This is a genomic window from Fenollaria timonensis (assembly GCF_001457835.1).
Lineage (GTDB): Bacteria > Bacillota > Clostridia > Tissierellales > Peptoniphilaceae > Fenollaria > Fenollaria timonensis.
Map to the genome: position 1 here is coordinate 266,337 of NZ_LN898229.1, position 19,825 is coordinate 286,161.

Annotated in this window: 17 protein-coding genes and 1 riboswitch; of the genes, 4 read left to right on the forward strand and 13 right to left on the reverse strand. The window is 34.3% G+C overall.

Features of this window, described 5'->3' with window-relative positions; all coding sequences use genetic code 11:
* Window positions 1–289: 289 nt before the first annotated feature.
* From metK to BN3004_RS01310, 4 genes are all read right to left on the reverse strand, one after another.
* Entirely contained in the window at window positions 290–1,477 is a 1,188-nt protein-coding gene (gene metK / locus BN3004_RS01295; RefSeq protein WP_058259480.1) for a methionine adenosyltransferase, read from the reverse strand.
* Complete coding sequence (locus BN3004_RS08415) at window positions 1,470–1,616, reverse strand: hypothetical protein (RefSeq protein WP_196792451.1); 147 nt, start codon at window positions 1,614–1,616, stop codon at window positions 1,470–1,472. The genes metK and BN3004_RS08415 overlap by 8 nt, the downstream gene beginning before the upstream one ends.
* A riboswitch (SAM riboswitch) is annotated at window positions 1,582–1,675 on the reverse strand. (Overlaps the previous gene by 35 nt.)
* 56 nt (window positions 1,676–1,731) lie before the next feature.
* Window positions 1,732–3,096 carry an MATE family efflux transporter gene (locus BN3004_RS01305; RefSeq protein WP_058259482.1) on the reverse strand — a complete coding sequence of 455 codons (1,365 nt, stop codon included), beginning with the start codon at window positions 3,094–3,096 and terminating at the stop codon, window positions 1,732–1,734.
* Window positions 3,097–3,237: 141 nt separating this feature from the next.
* Window positions 3,238–4,317, reverse strand: a complete 1,080-nt coding sequence (locus BN3004_RS01310; RefSeq protein WP_058259272.1) for an IS30 family transposase — start codon at window positions 4,315–4,317, stop codon at window positions 3,238–3,240.
* 200 nt (window positions 4,318–4,517) lie between these two features.
* Between BN3004_RS01310 and BN3004_RS01315 the strand changes: the two genes are divergently transcribed.
* Window positions 4,518–6,152 carry a putative manganese-dependent inorganic diphosphatase gene (locus BN3004_RS01315; RefSeq protein ID WP_058259483.1) on the forward strand — a complete coding sequence of 545 codons (1,635 nt, stop codon included), beginning with the start codon at window positions 4,518–4,520 and terminating at the stop codon, window positions 6,150–6,152.
* A gap of 3 nt (window positions 6,153–6,155) precedes the next feature.
* On the opposite strand, the gene lepB is transcribed toward BN3004_RS01315, so the two are convergent.
* Entirely contained in the window at window positions 6,156–6,662 is a 507-nt protein-coding gene (lepB, locus tag BN3004_RS01320; protein WP_058259484.1) for a signal peptidase I, read from the reverse strand.
* On the reverse strand, window positions 6,659–7,384 hold the full coding sequence (gene ymfI, locus BN3004_RS01325; protein ID WP_058259485.1) for an elongation factor P 5-aminopentanone reductase: 726 nt from the start codon (window positions 7,382–7,384) through the stop codon (window positions 6,659–6,661). Before ymfI ends, lepB begins: the two co-directional genes overlap by 4 nt.
* 81 nt (window positions 7,385–7,465) lie before the next feature.
* Between ymfI and trmB the strand changes: the two genes are divergently transcribed.
* Complete coding sequence (gene trmB / locus BN3004_RS01330; protein WP_058259486.1) at window positions 7,466–8,104, forward strand: tRNA (guanosine(46)-N7)-methyltransferase TrmB; 639 nt, start codon at window positions 7,466–7,468, stop codon at window positions 8,102–8,104.
* Window positions 8,105–9,292 carry a glycoside hydrolase family 3 N-terminal domain-containing protein gene (locus tag BN3004_RS01335; RefSeq protein WP_058259487.1) on the forward strand — a complete coding sequence of 396 codons (1,188 nt, stop codon included), beginning with the start codon at window positions 8,105–8,107 and terminating at the stop codon, window positions 9,290–9,292.
* Between the two features lie 46 nt (window positions 9,293–9,338).
* Here BN3004_RS01335 and BN3004_RS01340 read toward each other — a convergent pair whose 3' ends face one another.
* The 7 genes from BN3004_RS01340 to BN3004_RS01370 form a co-directional block, all read right to left on the reverse strand.
* On the reverse strand, window positions 9,339–9,686 hold the full coding sequence (locus BN3004_RS01340) for a Spx/MgsR family RNA polymerase-binding regulatory protein (RefSeq protein WP_058259488.1): 348 nt from the start codon (window positions 9,684–9,686) through the stop codon (window positions 9,339–9,341).
* 106 nt (window positions 9,687–9,792) lie between these two features.
* The gene (locus tag BN3004_RS01345; RefSeq protein ID WP_058259489.1) at window positions 9,793–11,721 is read right to left on the reverse strand and encodes a UvrD-helicase domain-containing protein; all 1,929 of its coding nucleotides are present in this window, start codon (window positions 11,719–11,721) and stop codon (window positions 9,793–9,795) included.
* Window positions 11,706–13,727, reverse strand: a complete 2,022-nt coding sequence (locus BN3004_RS01350) for an ATP-dependent nuclease (protein ID WP_082244038.1) — start codon at window positions 13,725–13,727, stop codon at window positions 11,706–11,708. Before BN3004_RS01350 ends, BN3004_RS01345 begins: the two co-directional genes overlap by 16 nt.
* Before the next feature lie 9 nt (window positions 13,728–13,736).
* Window positions 13,737–14,822, reverse strand: coding sequence for a restriction endonuclease subunit S (locus BN3004_RS01355; protein WP_058259490.1), 1,086 nt, complete (start codon window positions 14,820–14,822; stop codon window positions 13,737–13,739).
* A 1-nt stretch (window position 14,823) separates the two neighbouring features.
* Window positions 14,824–16,248 carry an HsdM family class I SAM-dependent methyltransferase gene (locus tag BN3004_RS01360; RefSeq protein WP_196792452.1) on the reverse strand — a complete coding sequence of 475 codons (1,425 nt, stop codon included), beginning with the start codon at window positions 16,246–16,248 and terminating at the stop codon, window positions 14,824–14,826.
* 73 nt (window positions 16,249–16,321) lie between these two features.
* Window positions 16,322–17,401: an IS30 family transposase gene (locus BN3004_RS01365; RefSeq protein WP_058259272.1), complete on the reverse strand. Its 1,080-nt coding sequence runs from the start codon at window positions 17,399–17,401 to the stop codon at window positions 16,322–16,324.
* An 86-nt stretch (window positions 17,402–17,487) separates the two neighbouring features.
* Window positions 17,488–17,964: a hypothetical protein gene (locus BN3004_RS01370; RefSeq protein WP_058259491.1), complete on the reverse strand. Its 477-nt coding sequence runs from the start codon at window positions 17,962–17,964 to the stop codon at window positions 17,488–17,490.
* Window positions 17,965–18,466: 502 nt separating this feature from the next.
* On the opposite strand from BN3004_RS01370, the gene BN3004_RS01375 reads away from it, so the two are divergent.
* The gene (locus BN3004_RS01375; protein ID WP_058259492.1) at window positions 18,467–19,825 is read left to right on the forward strand and encodes an alanine/glycine:cation symporter family protein; all 1,359 of its coding nucleotides are present in this window, start codon (window positions 18,467–18,469) and stop codon (window positions 19,823–19,825) included.

Here is a 19,825-nt window from a genome sequence, read left to right on the forward strand (position 1 = left end):
TATATAAGTAAATTATATAAAATATTAATTTTTTGTAATATCTTTTGCCTTACTAATAGTTTTGCCAAAATCAAAGTTCACAAAAAACGATTTACGCAATTAACGAATCGCCCGTCATATGCCTACCTCCCGTCATATGTCTACCTCCCGGCATATGGCAATCGCTCGTCATATATCTATCGCTCGGCATATGTCTACCTCCCGGCATATGCCATCCATTTTCAAAACAAAAAAGAACTATGGACACGTCGCTCATAGTTCTCTTCCTATTATATTTATAATTTATATACTATTTAATTTTAGCAAGTTTTTTAATCTCGTCAACTTTTTCTAATCTTTCCCAAGGAAGATCTATATCGTCACGACCGAAGTGGCCGTAGTTAGTAATCTTGTGGAAGATTGGTTTTCTTAAGTCGTAGTAGTCGATGATGAAGGCTGGGCGAAGGTCGAATACTTTTTCAACTATCTCAAGTATCTTTGTCTCATCGATCTTGCCTGTTCCAAATGTATCTACGTTTATGGATATCGGCTTAGCTATGCCTATTGCGTATGAAACTTGTATTTCGCATCTATCGCAAAGGCCTGCTGCTACTAGGTTTTTCGCAACGTGTCTTACTGCGTATGAAGCGGATCTATCTACCTTTGTAGCGTCCTTTCCTGAGAAGGCTCCTCCGCCATGTCTGCAGTAGCCGCCGTACGTGTCAACGATAATCTTTCTACCTGTTAGTCCTGTGTCGCCCTTTGGTCCGCCTATAACGAAACGTCCTGTTGGGTTCACGTAGATGATAGTTTCATCATCAATTAGTTTTGGATCAACTACTGGCTTTATAACGTGCTCGATGATGTCCTTCTTTATCTTGTCAAGACTAACGCCTTCCTTATGTTGAGTAGAAACAACTATAGTGTGAACTCTCTTTGGCATGTCTGCTTCATATTCGATAGTTACTTGTGTCTTGCCATCTGGTCTTAAGTAGCTTAGTGTGCCGTCCTTACGCACTTCAGCTAGCCTTCTTGCTAGCTTATGTGATAAGTATATGGCTAGTGGCATATAAACTTCTGTCTCATTACAAGCGTAGCCAAACATCATACCTTGGTCGCCTGCACCTATTAAATCATATTTATCTTTTGATTTTTCTTTAGTCTCAAGCGCCTTGTCAACGCCTAGTGCTATATCCTTAGATTGTTCTTCGATCGATACAAGTACAGCGCAATTTTCTGCATCGAAACCGAATTTTCCTCTAGTGTAACCTATGTCAGCTATAACCCTTCTAACTACTGCTTGTATGTCAACGTAGCAGTTTGTTGTGATTTGTCCTGATACTAAAACGTAGCCAGTTGATGCAGTTGTTTCGATCGCGCATCTTGCTTCTGGATCTTTTTCTAGTATCGCATCTAGTATTGCATCTGATATTTGGTCGCAGACCTTGTCGGGATGACCTTCTGTAACCGATTCAGATGTAAATAGTTTTTTATACATAATCTTCCTCCTTAATATATTTTCTTGCAAATACAAAGCCGCAAAGATATTTTTCGCGGCGCATCTTGTAAAATAAAAAAACCTTCATAGCTGAAGGTTCATTCTTCTCATCTTTCAGCTGCGCTGTAGGATTTGGCACCTTGCTAGCAGGTTGCCGGACTTCATAGGGCCTATTCCCTCCGTCACTCTTTATGAGACTTATTAAGTTCATTAATCATTATATATATAATTTTCGTTTTTGTCAAGCGCTTAGACTAATTATTTTCTTCCAAGGCAAAACGTTCTTTAACCTTCTTCTTCACATAGATATAAGTAAAGACGTAGACTATGGTAGTCAATAACCAGGACAATGGATATGAAATATACAAAATCCATTGCTCATGATACTTTTGAAATACACTCATGATCCACAATATTCTAAAGCCGCAAATGCATACGACAGCTATGATCATAGGTGTTAGTGAGTAACCCATCGCGCGTATTACGCCTGAATAAACATCCATGATGCCGCAAAGTAAATATGTTGTCGATATGATACCTAGCCTTAGCATCGCAATCTCGATAACTTCTGGGTTTGGTGTATATAATTTTAGTAGGAATTTGCCTGCTAAGTATGCGCCTATACCTAGAACAAGGCCCACGACTGACACCATGACTATGGTTGTCTTAAGTATCTCGTCAACTCTGTCAAGCTTTTTCGCACCCATATTTTGCGAGGCAAATGATAGTGATGCTTGATAGATGGCGTCCATCGCCATAAAGACGAAGCCTTCGATGTTGCCAGCTGCAGTATTTGCAGCGACTACAAGCTTACCAAAGGAGTTGATCGATGATTGTATAAGCATATTGGATATACTAAATAGTGCCCCTGTAAAGCCTGATGGCAAACCTATCCTAAGCATTTCGCCAAACTTTTTCCAATCCATCTTTAATTTATCTAGCTTTAAGTTCAAGTAACCGTCGCTCTTCATCAAGCACAAAACTATTAGCACGGCTGAGAAAGCTTCCGAGATGATGGTAGCAAGAGCAACTCCGTCAACTGTCTTCTTCAAAACTATTACAAAGTATAAATTTAAAACTATGTTCATAACGCCTGAGATGGCTAGATAGTAAAGCGGTCTCTTTGTGTCGCCTGCTGCTCTAAGTATCGATGCGCCGAAGTTGTATATCATAAAGCCCGGCATGCCCATGAAGTAGATCTGCATATAAAGTGTCGCTAAATCAATAACTTCCTCGGGTGTTTGCATCAGTTCAAGCATTGGCCTTGCTGAAAAGTAACCGACCCCTATCATGATAAAGCCGCCAAGTAAGCCCGATAGCATCGACGTATGAAGCGTATCTTGCGCTTCCTTGTATGAGCCCTTACCTATCGCCTGACCCATAAGCACGCTCGCACCTATCGATATACCGATGAATAGATTGATGATTAGATTAATCAGTGCACCGGTCGAACCAACTGCGGCAAGTGCAGCGTCCCCTGCGTAACGTCCGACAACTATAACATCGGCGGCGTTAAAAAAGAGCTGCAAAGTGCTCGATAGCATCAAGGGTATCGAAAACTTTATTAATTTTGGAAGGAGTTTTCCCTCCGTCATATTAATTTCATAATTCTTTGACATAATTACACCATTCCTTTTATATCAATCAGTTTTACTACAATCGAAATAATTTTTCATATAAATTGCAACAATAAGTTAGCCACCCAGACATCATATAGACTAAATGTATAGTATAGCTTAAAAGTATTTATTTTTATTAAACTAGATACTTTTAAGCTGTTTTATTTCCTTTATGAACTCTTCTTTTGCAGTTTTGTAATTAAAGATTTTTCTTGGCAAATTATTCATCCACTCGTTTATTCTGTATATTTTTTCTTTTGATACTTCTTCTATTGATGTGCCTTTTTGTATAAATCTTCGTATTAATTTATGTTGACATTCACTAGTTCCTCTTTCCCATGATGTATATGGATGACAAAAATATATATCTACATATTCTGCTAATTCTGATAAGCTTGAAAATTCTGAACCATTATCTGATGTTATACTTTTAAATATTTCTTTGTTTAACTGCGCATTATCTTTTAAGAATTTAAGTCCAATGTCTACTGCATCGGGTGTTTTTCCATGTATTTTTATCAGCTTTTCATATCTTGTTTTTCTTTCTACTAATGTAAGTAGTACTGGATCTGTCTTTTTCTTTTTACCTATAACTGTATCTATTTCCCAGTGGCCGAATTCTTCTCTTGTTTGTATTTTATCTGGTCTTTCTTCTATGGATATGCCAAGCTTTTTCTTGTTTTGTCTTGTTCTTCTTGTGCTATTTTTGTTTTTTCTCTTTACTTTTTCTAGTAGATCTATATTTTTTGTTTTCATTAGTGACTTATTTATCCAGTTGTAGAGGCTTTTTGTTGATGGTATTTCTGATGATGGAAAGAGTCTATTTGCTTTTGCGTATCCAACACATACATCTGGAGACCATTTATCTTTTAACATTTTATTGTCTGCCCATTTAAGAAATTCGACTATATCTATATATTTTGGTCTTCTTCCGCAAGAAGATCTATTGTTTATATATACCTCATAATTAGTTAAGGCAAAGTATTTTTCATCGTAGTAAGTATATGTTTTGTTATTACTTTTTATTATTCTCTTTTGCTTTACTGTGCCTTTCTTTATTGCGTTGTTTATTGTCTGCGGGGCTCTATTTAGCCTTCTTGCTATCTCTCTGTTGCTATGTCCATCTATTTTCCATGCCTGTATTAATGACATTTCATGTAGTGATAGATGTGAATTTTTCTTGCGTTCTGTAAATTCTATGGTATAATTTATATGAGTCATGTGTACCTCCGTATAGTTGTTTTTTTGTTTGTTACTAATACTATACCATATGTACACATGATTTTTTTATTTGGTGGCTAAGTTAATTATACAATCTTCCAAATAATTTTTCAAGGCTTTTTGCAAAATTAATTACTAAATCCTTTATTTTTTCATCAAAATGTGTTATAGTATATGAATATAATATGGAAGGTGATTTAATGAATAAAAAAGTTTACGTCTCAGGTCATAAGGTGCCTGACACGGATTCAATCGCGAGCGCTATCTCCTACGCTTACCTTGTCAATAGTCTTGGCAAATACGATGCAAAAGCAGTTAGGCTCGGAGATTTAAATAAGGAAACAAAATTCGTTTTAAAATACTTTGGCGTAGACGAGCCAAAGCTATTAACAACGATGAAGATAAAATTAAAGGACGTTGATCTTGATGACGCCGTGCTTATAGACGAAGACGCATCTTTATACGAAGCGATTAACTTACTTCGCGAGAAAAACGCTTATGTACTCATAGTCATTGACAAGGCCGGAAAGATGAGTGGCATCATAGGTCTTAAGGACATCACAGAGATTTATACAAACATCTTTGACGACACAATCCTTAGCAAGGCTGATACGCCATTTAAAAATGTTGTTGAGGTCTTAAAGGGTACTGTAATTAACGATGGCTACAGAAAGCCCCTTGGCCGCATGGCGATCTACGCTATGGACCCAAAGATGATTGAGGATCGTATCGAAGCAGACGATGTCGTTATACTTGGCGACAGAGAGGACGCTCAAGAAGACGCGATCAAGAGAAACGTTTCTTGCATGATAGTGACTGGCGGCTTCGACATAAGCGAAAAGATCTTAAATTTGGCGAAGGAAAAAGGCATCAGCATCATATCGACTGAGTACGACTCCTTCATGGCATCGAGGGTGCTTCCCTTAAGCGTGCCCGTGTCGTACGCGATGACAAAGGATGGCATCAAGACCTTCCACATACAAGATTTTGTTTCGGACGTTAAGGCCGAGATGAACAAAAACAGGTTCCGCTGTTTCCCTGTCCTTGATAACGACGGCAAGGTCATAAACACAGTCAGCCGTTATCACTTGCTTGACGATAAGAAGAAAAACATCATCCTAGTCGATCACAACGAAAGAACTCAATCCGTCGACGACATCGAAGAAGCTGAAATCCTTGAAATCATCGACCACCACAGAGTTGCCAACGTCGAGACAAAGCTCCCACTATACTTTAGGAACGAACCACTTGGCTCGACGGCTACCATCATTACAAAGATGTTTATTGAGAATGGCGTAGTAATTCCAAAGCACATAGCAGGGCTATTGATCTCAGCCATCATCTCAGATACACTTTTATTAAAATCGCCAACAAGCACGAGGACAGACGCGAAGATGATAGAATTTCTTGCGCCAATAGCTGGCATTGATCCAGATGTCTACGCTATAGAGATGTTTACTGAAGCGGCAAGCATCAAGGACGTAGCAAGCGAAGACCTATTAAAGATGGATGTGAAGTCATTTAATATCGCGAAGAAAAAGATACGCGTCGCACAAGTCATGACCATGGATATGGATGAAGTGAAAAAGAGAAAAGATGATTTACTAAATCTGATGAAAGAAACGATAGAAAAGAATCAAGAAGACAGCTTCGTACTGATGATAACTGATATACTTAAAGAGTACTCACTAGTTTTAGTGCAAGGCTCATACAAAGAAAGCATCTCTGCAGCCTTCGATAAAGATCTTGTAGATAACGAGTTTACAGTCGATGGACTTCTTTCAAGAAAAAAACAAATGATACCCGCTATATCAAAAAAGATAGAGACTTTGTAGTCCCTATCTTTTTTTGCTACTTTTCAGTTTTAATATTATCTTATGATTTACTTCATCTATCTTAAGCGGTCCAAATGACCTCGAGTCAGTACTTATAGCTCTATTGTCACCCATTAAAAAGACTTCATCATCTGCAAGCGTCCAGCCATTGTCCCTATCTACCCAAGAAAAATCATTCATATATTTATCTCCAAGATAAGTCTCGTAAATCCTCTTGCCATTTATCAAAAGTCCTTCTTTTTTAGTGACTTCAATGTGTTCACCAGGCAGTCCCACTACCCTTTTAATCATATCCACGCCCAAGGCCTCAGATCTTGCTCCAACAATATCGCCTCTTTTGATATCACTGAATAAAGGCTTTTTAATCGCAAGAAATTTATCCCCGTCATTCGCCACAGGCGCCATGCTATCACCAGTAACGTTTACTATATTTAAAAATAAAAGAGTAAATATATTTATGGCTAATAGCAGAGCGATGATTATAATTGGAAGAGTTTTCTTCTTTTTCATATATAGAAGCCCCCGTTCACACGAAGCACTTCGCCTGTAATGAATTTCGCGTCCTGTGATGCTAAGAAAACTGCCGCCTTCGCTGCGTCCTCTGCCGTGCCGATGACCTCAAGCGGCGTTTCATCACGAAGCATATCGATTTCAGCCTCTGAATACACCTTCATCATGTCCGTTGCTATGCAGCCTAGGCTTATTGCGTTCACCCTCACGCCCGATGGTGCCGCCTCTTTCGCGACCGCCTTGGTAAAAGCGATGACAGCTCCCTTCGATGCGCTGTAAACAGTCTCCATCGCAGCTCCCGTCTCGCCCCACATGCTCGTTACGTTAATTATGCATCCCGCGCCATCATGCATCATCGGCTTAATAAAAGCCTTAGTCATGTTGAAGACGCCCTTCATGTTCGTGTTAAATACATAATCGTATTCCTCTTCGCTCGTTTCTTGCACTAGCTTAGTTAATGCCACGCCCGCATTATTCACAAGCACATCAATTTTTTTATATCTTTTAAAAATATCTTCCTTTAATTTACAAACTTCATCATAATTTGAAACGTCTGCCCCATAAACAAAGCCGTTCGAATATTTTTTTACTTCATCTAAAATTTTTATCGCTTCATCATCATGCTCATGGTAATTGATGCAGACATCGTAACCTTTTTTGGCAAACTCAATCGCTATGGCCCTGCCAATGCCTCGCGAAGCGCCACTTACAAGAGCTAACATATATAAACCCCCTTTATGTAAATATTATATCACAAACTTGCAATTTTAGCCATCATATGCTAAACTAATCTTGGTGATGAAATGAGAATGAGAAAGAAATGGTGGGCGCTGCCTGAACTTAAAGAGAGCCCCATCTTTAGATACAGACCCATGGAGAACAAGGGCAAGTGGCATGAGGACTTCGGCAACACGAATCCCATCTACCTAGAGCTTGGCTCGGGCATGGGCAGCTTTATTAATTATTTGAAAAATACATTTAAGGAGAAAAATTTCGTCGGTATCGATATGGAAGAGGGCTGCCTCGTTTATGCAAAGCGCATGCTTGAAGAAGAGGACACGTCGAACGTAAGGCTAGTGCTTGCAGACATCAGAAACGTCGATGAGTACTTCCAAGAGAACGAGGTCGAGGAGATTTATATAAACTTTCCTAATCCGTGGCCAAAAAACAAGCAGCACAAAAGACGCCTCACTTACCCCGATCAACTAAAGATGTATAAAATAATTCTTAAAAATGGTGGGACGATTAGGCTCAAGACCGACGACCAAGGTCTTTATGAGGCCTCGCTCAAGTACTTCGAGCGCGAGGGCTTCGAGATAATTTTCAAAACATACGACTTGGCTGTAGATGAGTTCCAAGACGACTTCATCAGCGAGTACGAGACAAAGTGGCGCTCTCAGGACGTCAAGATCAAGGCAATACTTGTAAGGAATGTGAAATAGATGAAAAAGAAAATTTTATTAATATTAGCCTTTATTATGGCAATGGGCGTGCTAATATCGTGTAAGGCGAAAAGCGATGCAGACTTGCAAAACAAGGCAAAAATAAATGATGAGGCAAAAGTAAATGACAAGGCAAAAGTAAATGACAAGGCAAAGCCAATAGAGGAGAAAAAACCCACAGAGAAGACAAAAGAGGAAAAGCTATTAGAAAAGATGTCTCTTGATGAAAAGATTGGCCAGATATTTATCGCGCGCTGCCCAGAAAAAGATGCGACAACACTTGTGAAAAAATATAATCTAGGCGGCTATATATTATTTGGAAGAGACTTTAAAGGCAAAACGAAAGACGCCGTAGTTAAAAATATACAAAGCTATCAAAACGCTTCGGCAATAGCTATGTTCATTGCTGTGGACGAAGAAGGCGGCACAGTCAATCGTGTGAGCACGAACAAGAATTTCAGAAAATATCCATTCGCCTCACCGCAGTATTTGTATAAGCATGGCGGCATGGAGCGAATTAAGAGTGACGCAAAAGAAAAATCGGAGCTATTAAAAAGCATAGGCATAAACCTAAACTTTGCACCAGTCGCAGACATTTCCACGAATAAAAATGACTTCATTTACAAAAGAAGCTTTGCCAAGAGTCCAAAAGAAACCGCAGACTATGTAAAAAATGTTGTAGAAATGATGAATGAAGCGCATATGGGTAGCGTTTTAAAGCACTTCCCTGGCTATGGCAATAACAAGGACACCCACACAGACCTTGTTCATGACAAAAGGCCGATGGAAAAATTTAAGAGCGAAGACTTTCTTCCATTCAAGGCAGGGATTGACGCCAAGGCATCGATGGTACTTGTCTCACACAATATAGTAGAGGCCATGGATAAGGACGCGCCGGCATCCATATCCCCAGCAGTTCATAAAATTTTGAGAGATGAACTAGGCTTTGATGGCGTCATCATCACAGACGATTTGGCAATGCAAGGCGTGAAGAAATTTGTAGGCGAGAAGAATGCCGCAGTACTTGCACTTAAGGCAGGTGCCGACATGCTTTGCTCAACAGACTTTATTAATGACATAGCGGCCGTTAAGGCAGCCGTGACAAATGGCGAGATCAAAGAAGCAGATATCGACGAACACGTTTTGCGCGTACTAAGAGCAAAAATAAATTTAGGAATAATTAAATAAACACACAAAAGCGGACTGATTTCATCTCAGTCCGCTTTTATTTTTCTTACGCTAAATATTTTTTCACATCAGGACCCACAGCCACGAATGAGCCATCGTCCTCGATAAGTATCGGTCTCTTAACAAGCATGCCATTAGTCGATAAAAGTTTGTATTTTTCATCGTCCGTCATATCACCCAGCTTGTCCTTGAGATTCATATCCCTATAAACAAGACCCGAAGTGTTGAAGAAACGCTTGATGTCAAGACCCGACGCCTTGTGCCACGCCTTTAGCTCCGCTTTAGTAGGAACATCCTTGTCAATCTCCCTGTAAGTGTATTTTATATTCTTTTCCTCAAGCATCTTCTCAATGCCCTTACATGTAGTGCATTTTTTGTATCCAATAAGAATCATATAATCAACTCCTTGATTGATATATACCCAAATATAATTATTATATATAGTTAAAATATTTTTCGTATTTAATTGCATTATATTCATACAATTGAACATGAAAAACTCAAATTATAAATTCAAATTTTATTTCTATGTCTTTTTCTTTTTGGAACTTTTCCAAACTATTTCTGATAGTTGTCTGCAAAGATTCATCTTCTAAATGAATGTAAAGTTCATTTTTTGCACGACTACAAGCTACATAAAACAAGCGTGTAAATTCATCTAAAGTTGTTTCATTAACTAATACGGGAGAAGTAAACATTTCATTCAAATTAACTCCTTCTTTTTTATCAAATGAGTTGGGATTTAAGCTTACAATTACTTTATCCCATTCTAATCCTTTAGATTGATGAACTGTCATATATTTACTATTCTCACAAAAAACCTCATTAAATAAACAATATGACGTATGCCATTTTAGACACTTTACATTTTGTTTCAAATCTTCTTTGTCATATTCTGAAAAAATATAAATTCCTATATCATTGATTCCAAACAATTTTTTTAATATAGTATTCTTCTTCTGAAAAATTAAATTATTAAATTTTTCAATTATATCCACTGTTAATGTGTCAGAGCTTACATCTATAAATAATTCTTTTAAAAATTCGTATATTGAATATATATGATTTATTTCTATCTTGGATAAAGATATTTGAAAATACTTTTGCAGTGTTAATATAATATCACCAAAAGATTTATTGTTATAACCTTCCCATAAATTAAATATAATTTTAAAAGCTTTAACCCACATCACATTATTATGTTCTCTTATTTCATCTCTGATCATAATTGGAGAATTATAATAACTGTTATAAATTCTTTTCAGAATAACAGATTGATTTTCTTCTATATCTTGAATAAATTTAAATGCATCTACCCAACTACGGGCCAGTATAACTCCATTATCGTTTAAAATAGAATAAAGCGTTCTATTTACTTCATCACTTTTACCCAGTAAGAATTTTATGCTTATTTTTTCAATAATTGTTTTGTCATCTTTATATTTCCTTATACTTGATTGAAAAATATTTTCGTCTGAACATCTAATAAAATTACAAAAATTTACAATGTTTTCTGTTGATCTACGATTACCATCAATAGAGTACTCTTCTACTTCATTATTTATATTAAACTCTAAAAAATCAGAAACCTTAGCTCCTTGAAAACTATAAATAGATTGGGCAACATCTCCAACTATTATTATTTTTGTAGATTTACTGCCTATAAGTTTTATTATTTCTGTTTGTATAGGATTGGTATCTTGAAATTCGTCTACAAAAATAAAAGGAAACTTCACTCGCAACATATATAAAGCTATTGGATTCGTTTGAATAATTCGATATCCGAAATACAAAATTTCATCATGTGTAAGCTTTCTCACTTCAGACCAAATATATTTTTTTAAAGGAACAATATCATCCACAGAAAAATTTTTTGGATTAGTTAAACTAGATTTCAAATCTTTATTTAATCTTATACAATTTATAAACTTATCAACATCTACTTGTACTTCACTCATTTTCATTTTACTATATGAATAGACATCTGAAGTATTTTTTTCTGTGTTAATGTATTTATATATGGTTTCCTTATCTATACCATGTAATAATGACAATCCCTCTACTTGTGAACTAATAGTACTTCCATTGCACACTTTTATATTAAAATCATTTTTCATTATGCTTATTAGATCAGTTTGAAATGGTTTAATAATATTTTCAATAATAAATCCGTGTATTGTATTAATTTCTATATATTCATTAATTCCTTGAAGTCTGTTAGCTATTTCATCTACAGCTTTATTTGTATAAGTTATACATAAAATCTTTCTGTTTTTTGAATTAGTAATTAATTTATTTGTCGATATTATATTCTTTATATTTTCTACAATAAAATGAGTTTTACCGGCTCCTGGTCCTGCATAAATCTTAATATGATTCAATAATTCATTTTCTGTAAGTATATCTCCTGAAGTTATTGATTTAACCATTCCAACCCCTCCATAATATACCCTGGTATGATAAGTTTGCTTATATCTTTGTCATCAAAAAAATTTTTATCTGTGATTAAACTTAAAGCCACATCACCTTTTTTATTGCTGGCATAATGTAAAAACAACTTAGAAAAAATCAATTTTTCATAAAACTCTTGATTCTCTGGATCTAATTCTATTTTTTTCTTATAACAATCTAGGTACTTTGATATTAATTTAATACTCCTTCCATCAATTAATTCTTTATTTTTAATCCAATTATCTATAGAAAATCCATTATTTTTGCAAAATTCTTTCATTGTATCACTTAGTGGTAACCCAAATAGTGATGATACAATATCTTCATTTTTAAAGTTTTCTATAAATAACTCGTCTTCAAATGTGCTTCCACCTTTTATTTGAGTGACTATTTTAAATTCATTAAACTTATAACGGCTTATTAACTTTTTAAGATGTGGAGCTTTATATTCTAAATATTCTTTAAGCAAACAATTTTCTCTATCATCATTAAACCATTTAAAATCATTGTCGGTAATACAAAGAATTTTCTTTTTTACTGGGTTATCATTAAATACTTCTATAAAATATTCAAAATGCTTTCCACCTATTTCTACAATTGATATATGGTCATCTTCATATGGATATTCTAGTTTTTCCATGAATATCGGCAATAGTATTTTTTCAGCAATACCTTCAACTAGTATTATTTTGTCAGCAAACAGCATATCAGAACGAGTAACATCTAAAAATTTATTTAAATGATTTTTAGCATCTGATTTAAAAGTGCTGTCGTCTTTATCTGTTAATTGGTGCTTCAAACTCTGTTGAAAACAATCTGAAACCTCTCCTTGTCTATCATACTGAATTATATACATAGAATCTAAGCCAGACACTGCAGTTATATTGCTTGAGTGCGTAGTTACAAAAACCTGCTGATTCAATTTATTGTTTTTATTTAAGTTGCTAATAAATTTGAACAATTTGTATTGCATTGCTGGATGTAAATGTGCCTCTGGCTCTTCAAGACACAAAATTTTAAAATCTTTCCCTTTTTTCACATCTGACAATTTAATAGACATATATATATTAACTAGATTATTATATCCCAAGCCATTATATACTAATGGCAAGTTATAATTAAATTTAGTATCCTTTACCTCTGTTATATAGGAATCCTCTGCAGATAGTTTTGAGTTTATTTGGGAAGTTATGGAAATATTGCCTTTTTCTAAGCCTATCTCATTTTTTTCATAGTTAAATAAATTTGACATCTTAGTAATAGATGGTTCAAGAAGTTCTTTTAAATTATCATTAAGTTCTGAAATAAGTGCGTCATACTCTCTCTCTTTATCACTATCATTTAATAAAGAACTGATATCTTTTTTTATTTCTTTAGCAACATCAGTACCTGTTCTTTCCGCGTTAATATATTGTATATCAAAGATTTTTTTAGCCAATTTTGAATCAATATTAGTTTCGGTTTTACCATTTGTATATATCCATAAATAATGATCATTTATGTATCTGTTGAGCATTAAAAAGTAGTCATCAAAATTACTTATGTCTTGAACCTCTTTTTTATATTCCTCAGTAAACTTACTATCTAAGCAAAATGTTGCCTGTATAGTTGCAAAAATGTTATATTTTGTGTCTTTTTCAGTGCTTATACGGCTTTCTGCCATCTTCTCCATACCTAAAAATGGTAAAAGTTTTAAAATGCTCTCATCTGTAGTATCTTCTTCAAAAATTTCGTGATGTATATCATATTCTATCCGTATAGAAGGTGCTTCATCAATATATTTCTTTTTATAATTGATAAGATTATTTTTATTAAAATCATTAATATTAATATCAGATGGTGAACTAAGCAACCTAATAGCATGTATAAGACCAGTTTTTCCTGAATTGTTTGCCCCAATGATTACATTTAATCCATCATTAAACTCCATTTCAAAATCATTAAAATTCCTATAGTTCTTTATTTTAATTTTTTTAATATACATATAAATTCCTCACTCAATCCTATCCCCATATGGTAAACTCTTTATATAGTTTTCCATCCATTTCCAATCAGGTATAAACCCAAGTTTTGAATACTTCTTTTCGCTATCTATAACATAGTCATTACCATTCATTAAAACTGGTAATTTTATTGTAAAATCTTTTCTAAAATGTGAGTTTAATTCTCTTCCAAAAGCCTGATATTTTATTTTGCATTCATTCCTTATCAGAGTCGAGATAAATAATTTTGTGTGAATACTAAGTGGTTCTTTCTCTTGCAATATACCTACATTTTGCGCTGTATAAAAAGGTTCTTTTTGTATGAAACAAGATCCTAAAAAACTACCACCTAGAGCTAATGACATGGCACCAGCAGGGAATGTCTTTTGTCCTTCAATTTCATCTACAAATCCTACAACACCGTTTCCGTTACTATCACGTGATACATAATTGTACTTTGGATTATCACTTGTTGTAGCTATTGCATCTATGCCATTACCCATAGATGTATTAAATAATTTATGCAAGTAAAACTCTTTCCAACCTTCTATATCTATATCTAAATCTACTTCATTTGTTTTGTTTATTGTTTTTAATTTAGAAGCAAATACTTCTCCCTTTTTATCCCTTTTATTATCAATAATATTTATATATTTTTCCATATATTCCCAATTAGGATTATTATAATCATCAACTGGAAGTTTTATTATCTCATTTTTAATTTTATCTAATACTCTTGCTCTACCATAATTATATTTATAATTTTCTTTATTTAATATAGTACAAATAAACATTCCAATCTCTTTATTTAAATGCCTATTTCTAAGAGTATAAATTTTCACCCCAGTAGCAAAATCTTTTTCTTGATAAAATGCATATACTCCTTCTGCTCCAATCGTAATACAATTGCCCTTGCTAATCATGGGCTCATCTACATTTACAAAACCAGCCTGACCATTATTGAACGCTGTCCTACTTACATATGGAATATCCCCATCATCAAGATCTACTTTAACTGAGCTTGGACAAGTTTTACATTCAAATATATCTTTTATTTTAAAAGACTTCCAAGTTTTTATATCTAATATATTTCCCATTTTATCTTCCTGTTCTTATAAGATATGCATAATACTCTCTTAATGTATTTTCAAAATCAGATTCTTCTAACAAAGAATAATCTGTCTCCATATAAGCCTCAGCCAACCACTCATCTTTCCAAGTAACTTTCTTCATAACAGATAATCCCGGCACTTCTTTTTTGTTTTTATATAAGTCAAGCCATTCATCTTTTGTGCTTACCCACAAACTATTCCCGTCGCTATCTGTTTTTTCAACCCTACCTAATCCTTTTCTTTTTATAAATTTATCGTCTTTAAAATATCCAAAAAAAGTTTCCTTATTAGACCTTTCATGCTTTTGAGATAAATCAAAAATCATACAGCAAGCTATAGCAGCAGCACCTGGATAAAACATTTCATTTGGCAATGAAAAAACTGCTTCTAACGTATAATTATCTAACATCATCTTTTTAAATTTTTTCACATCTCCACTGTTTCCTATAGCAGCTTGCATTGGTAATAGTACTGCTATTTTTGAGTTAGCTGGTATATGTCTTGCAACATATTCTACAAAATGAAAGCCTTTAGAAGGATCTTCTTTTTTACTAGACCCCCAAGTTTTAACATATTCTGGATCGCAGAATTTTCTAGTGGCATTGTATGGTGGATTCATTAAAACAATATTTATATTTTTATCTTTAATCCATTCTCCTCTTTCAAACATAGAAGCTTGGATAACATTTGAATTACCATCACCATGGATTAACATGTTTGTTGATGATAAACCAAACGCACCATCTTCGTATTCAATACCAAAAATTTGATTTCTTTTTACTTCTTCACGTTCTTCTTCTGTATCGCAATCATCCATTGCATCTGTCATTGCTCTTACTAAAAATGCGCCACTGCCAGAACAAGGATCTAAAATTCGTGAGTTTTTATTTACTCCTACAGCTTTACACATAAAATCACAAATGTGATCTGGTGTAAACGCCTGATTTTTATCAGATTTACCAACGTATTTATTAAATGTTGTAAAGAATAGATTTAATAAATCTTGCCCTGCAGTATTTGAATCATTAATAAAAGGAATTATATTGTTGTCTATAAATTCCAATATTTTTTGCAATTCATCATAAGTTAAACTAGCTATATCTTGATCGTCTAGCACCTTGCTACTTAACACAGATAATTTTCCAGCCTTATTTAGAGTATCCACATCATTATTTTTAGATAACAAGCCTGACAGAATATTTTTTATATCTTTTATTATTATTTTTTCTTGACTTAAATCTTTTCCAGTATTAGGATCCAATGTCGGTTTTAAATTTTTATATGAAAGTCCATTCTTTAATGCTAACAGGCAAGTGCCTACAAACTGACTTCTCAATTTCTCATTTACACCATCTGAATGTAGCATTTCATTTAAAACCTTTATTGAATCAACAACTTTTATAAATTGCAACAATAAGTTAGCCACCCAGACATCATATAGACTAAATGTATAGTATAGCTTAAAAGTATTTATTTTTATTAAACTAGATACTTTTAAGCTGTTTTATTTCCTTTATGAACTCTTCTTTTGCAGTTTTGTAATTAAAGATTTTTCTTGGCAAATTATTCATCCACTCGTTTATTCTGTATATTTTTTCTTTTGATACTTCTTCTATTGATGTGCCTTTTTGTATAAATCTTCGTATTAATTTATGTTGACATTCACTAGTTCCTCTTTCCCATGATGTATATGGATGACAAAAATATATATCTACATATTCTGCTAATTCTGATAAGCTTGAAAATTCTGAACCATTATCTGATGTTATACTTTTAAATATTTCTTTGTTTAACTGCGCATTATCTTTTAAGAATTTAAGTCCAATGTCTACTGCATCGGGTGTTTTTCCATGTATTTTTATCAGCTTTTCATATCTTGTTTTTCTTTCTACTAATGTAAGTAGTACTGGATCTGTCTTTTTCTTTTTACCTATAACTGTATCTATTTCCCAGTGGCCGAATTCTTCTCTTGTTTGTATTTTATCTGGTCTTTCTTCTATGGATATGCCAAGCTTTTTCTTGTTTTGTCTTGTTCTTCTTGTGCTATTTTTGTTTTTTCTCTTTACTTTTTCTAGTAGATCTATATTTTTTGTTTTCATTAGTGACTTATTTATCCAGTTGTAGAGGCTTTTTGTTGATGGTATTTCTGATGATGGAAAGAGTCTATTTGCTTTTGCGTATCCAACACATACATCTGGAGACCATTTATCTTTTAACATTTTATTGTCTGCCCATTTAAGAAATTCGACTATATCTATATATTTTGGTCTTCTTCCGCAAGAAGATCTATTGTTTATATATACCTCATAATTAGTTAAGGCAAAGTATTTTTCATCGTAGTAAGTATATGTTTTGTTATTACTTTTTATTATTCTCTTTTGCTTTACTGTGCCTTTCTTTATTGCGTTGTTTATTGTCTGCGGGGCTCTATTTAGCCTTCTTGCTATCTCTCTGTTGCTATGTCCATCTATTTTCCATGCCTGTATTAATGACATTTCATGTAGTGATAGATGTGAATTTTTCTTGCGTTCTGTAAATTCTATGGTATAATTTATATGAGTCATGTGTACCTCCGTATAGTTGTTTTTTTGTTTGTTACTAATACTATACCATATGTACACATGATTTTTTTATTTGGTGGCTAAGTTAATTATACAATCTTCCAATCAACAACTTTTATTTTGTCATTAACTTTTCCAAAAACTATATTCTCATATTCTTCAAAAGATTTTAAAACGGTTTCTTCTTTTTTCCTGTGTTCTTCATCAATAATAACTGATTGTCCATGCCAAACCCATATATCATCTCCATCTGTTTCTATTAGCATAGCAATTATTTTTTTATCAGAATAAACTTTTTCGTACCTTACATAGTCTTGTAATTGTTTTCTAATTTTATTATGATCCCATCTGTTAAAGCTATTTTTTGTTTCTACTAATATAACCAATCTATCATTTTCAAATCTTATATCTAAGTATTGATGGTTTGTATCTGTGTCTCCTTTTTGGTAATCTTTTATATTTTTACCAACACTTTTCAGAGCTTGAACATAACTAAATTCTCCTGATTCAGTATTCCCAATATGATACATGTTACCTATTTTTTGAATAATTTCATATCTATTCATTTTATTACCTCACATAATCCATACTATTTTAAATTTACATTCAAAAACATAAAAAATCTTCAAAATACTTTTAAACCTTTACTATTAACCTTATTATTACATTGAACAATAATTTATTTCCTTTGAAGATTTTCAGCAAAATATATATATTTTAACTATAATCCTGCCATAGTTTTACATAAGCTTATCTTTAATGAAATTTATAATTTTTACTCTATTTATCTTTATTATACCATATTAAAATATATATTGCATATAAAAACTATCTATACTAATACTATTTACTATAAGTAAGATATATCACACCCACTGACTCTTAATCAGTTGCTCTCTTCACATCTCCATCCATTCCCCAAAATTATTTCGTTTGACTAAGTAATTTTTTTATTATATAATATTAATTAATACTTACTCATCTATATATAAGTAAAGTTTATACTTATGAATTGAGTGATTGATTAAATAGATATTTTTACTTAGAAGGAATCAGATTGGAGGTATCATGGATTTTATTATTCATATTAAGGACTTCTTGTGGGACTATGTAATCATTTTCCTGCTTGTCTTTGCTGGATTATTTTTTACGATTAAATTAAAATTTCCGCAATTCACTAAGCTTGGTCTTGCTGTGAAGTCTACTTTAGGAAATGTTTTTAAAAAGGATGACGGACCTAAGAAGGAGGGCGAGGTTAGCTCGTTCCAAGCGCTTGCAACGGCTGTTGCAGCTCAGCTTGGTACTGGATCGGTTGGCGGTGTGGCTTCGGCCATCATGGCTGGTGGACCGGGTGCTGTATTTTGGATGTGGATCTCGGGTCTACTTGGCATGTCGACGATCTTTGCTGAGGCGATTTTGGCTCAAGTCTTCAGACAAAAGAAGGACGGCGAAGTTTATGGCGGACCTGCGTACTACATAAGTCAAGGCGTGAAGAACAAGCGCTTTGCGAAGGTCTTGTCTATAGTTTTCGCAATATTTTTAATTCTTGCCTTGGGCTTCGCGGGCAACATGGTTCAGTCAAACTCCATCGCTCTATCGATGCAAGAGGGCTTCGGCATCAAACCTGCTTACACCGGCATTATCCTTGCGGTTCTAGTCAGTATGATAGTTATGGGTGGTGTGCAAAGAATTTCTAAGATTGCTGAGATGATAGTGCCTGTTATGGCTGCTGTCTTCATCTTATCTGGTCTTGTTATTCTTGTTATGTTTAGACAAAATATCATCCCTGTATTTAAACTAATATTTCAAAGTGCTTTCAGTACCTCGGCTGTCTTTGGTGGCGCTGTTGGTATCAGTGTTCAGCATGCAATCAAGATGGGTCTTGCGCGCGGGCTATTCGCGAATGAAGCTGGGATGGGCTCTACGCCTCATGCTCACGCTGTAGCAACTGTTGATAAGCCAGCGGACCAAGGTCTATCTGCCATCTTCGGTGTATTAACTGGAATCATCATCTGTACTGTAACTGCTATGATTATCTTGTTAACTAACGCTCATATATATTCTTTTGAGCATGGTCTTGACTCGGTTGCTGTTACGCAAAAGGGTTTCGAGATTGCTTTTGGCAAGCCGGGCGTAATATTCTTAGCGATAAGTCTCTTCTTCTTCGCTTTTTCGACCATTGTCGGTTGGTACTACTTTGGCGAGTCGAACATCGTTTACTTGTTCGGGCAAAAGGCTGTTTTGGTGTATAGACTTCTTGTCGTAATCGCTGTAATCGTTGGTACAGTCGTATCTGTTGACTTTGTATGGGTGCTTTCGGACACGTTTAACGCCCTCATGGTTATACCGAATGTCATAGGTCTAGTTTTACTATCGAATATAGTTTCGAAGGAAGCTCGCAGTTTGGACGAGCCAAAGCTTAAGTAA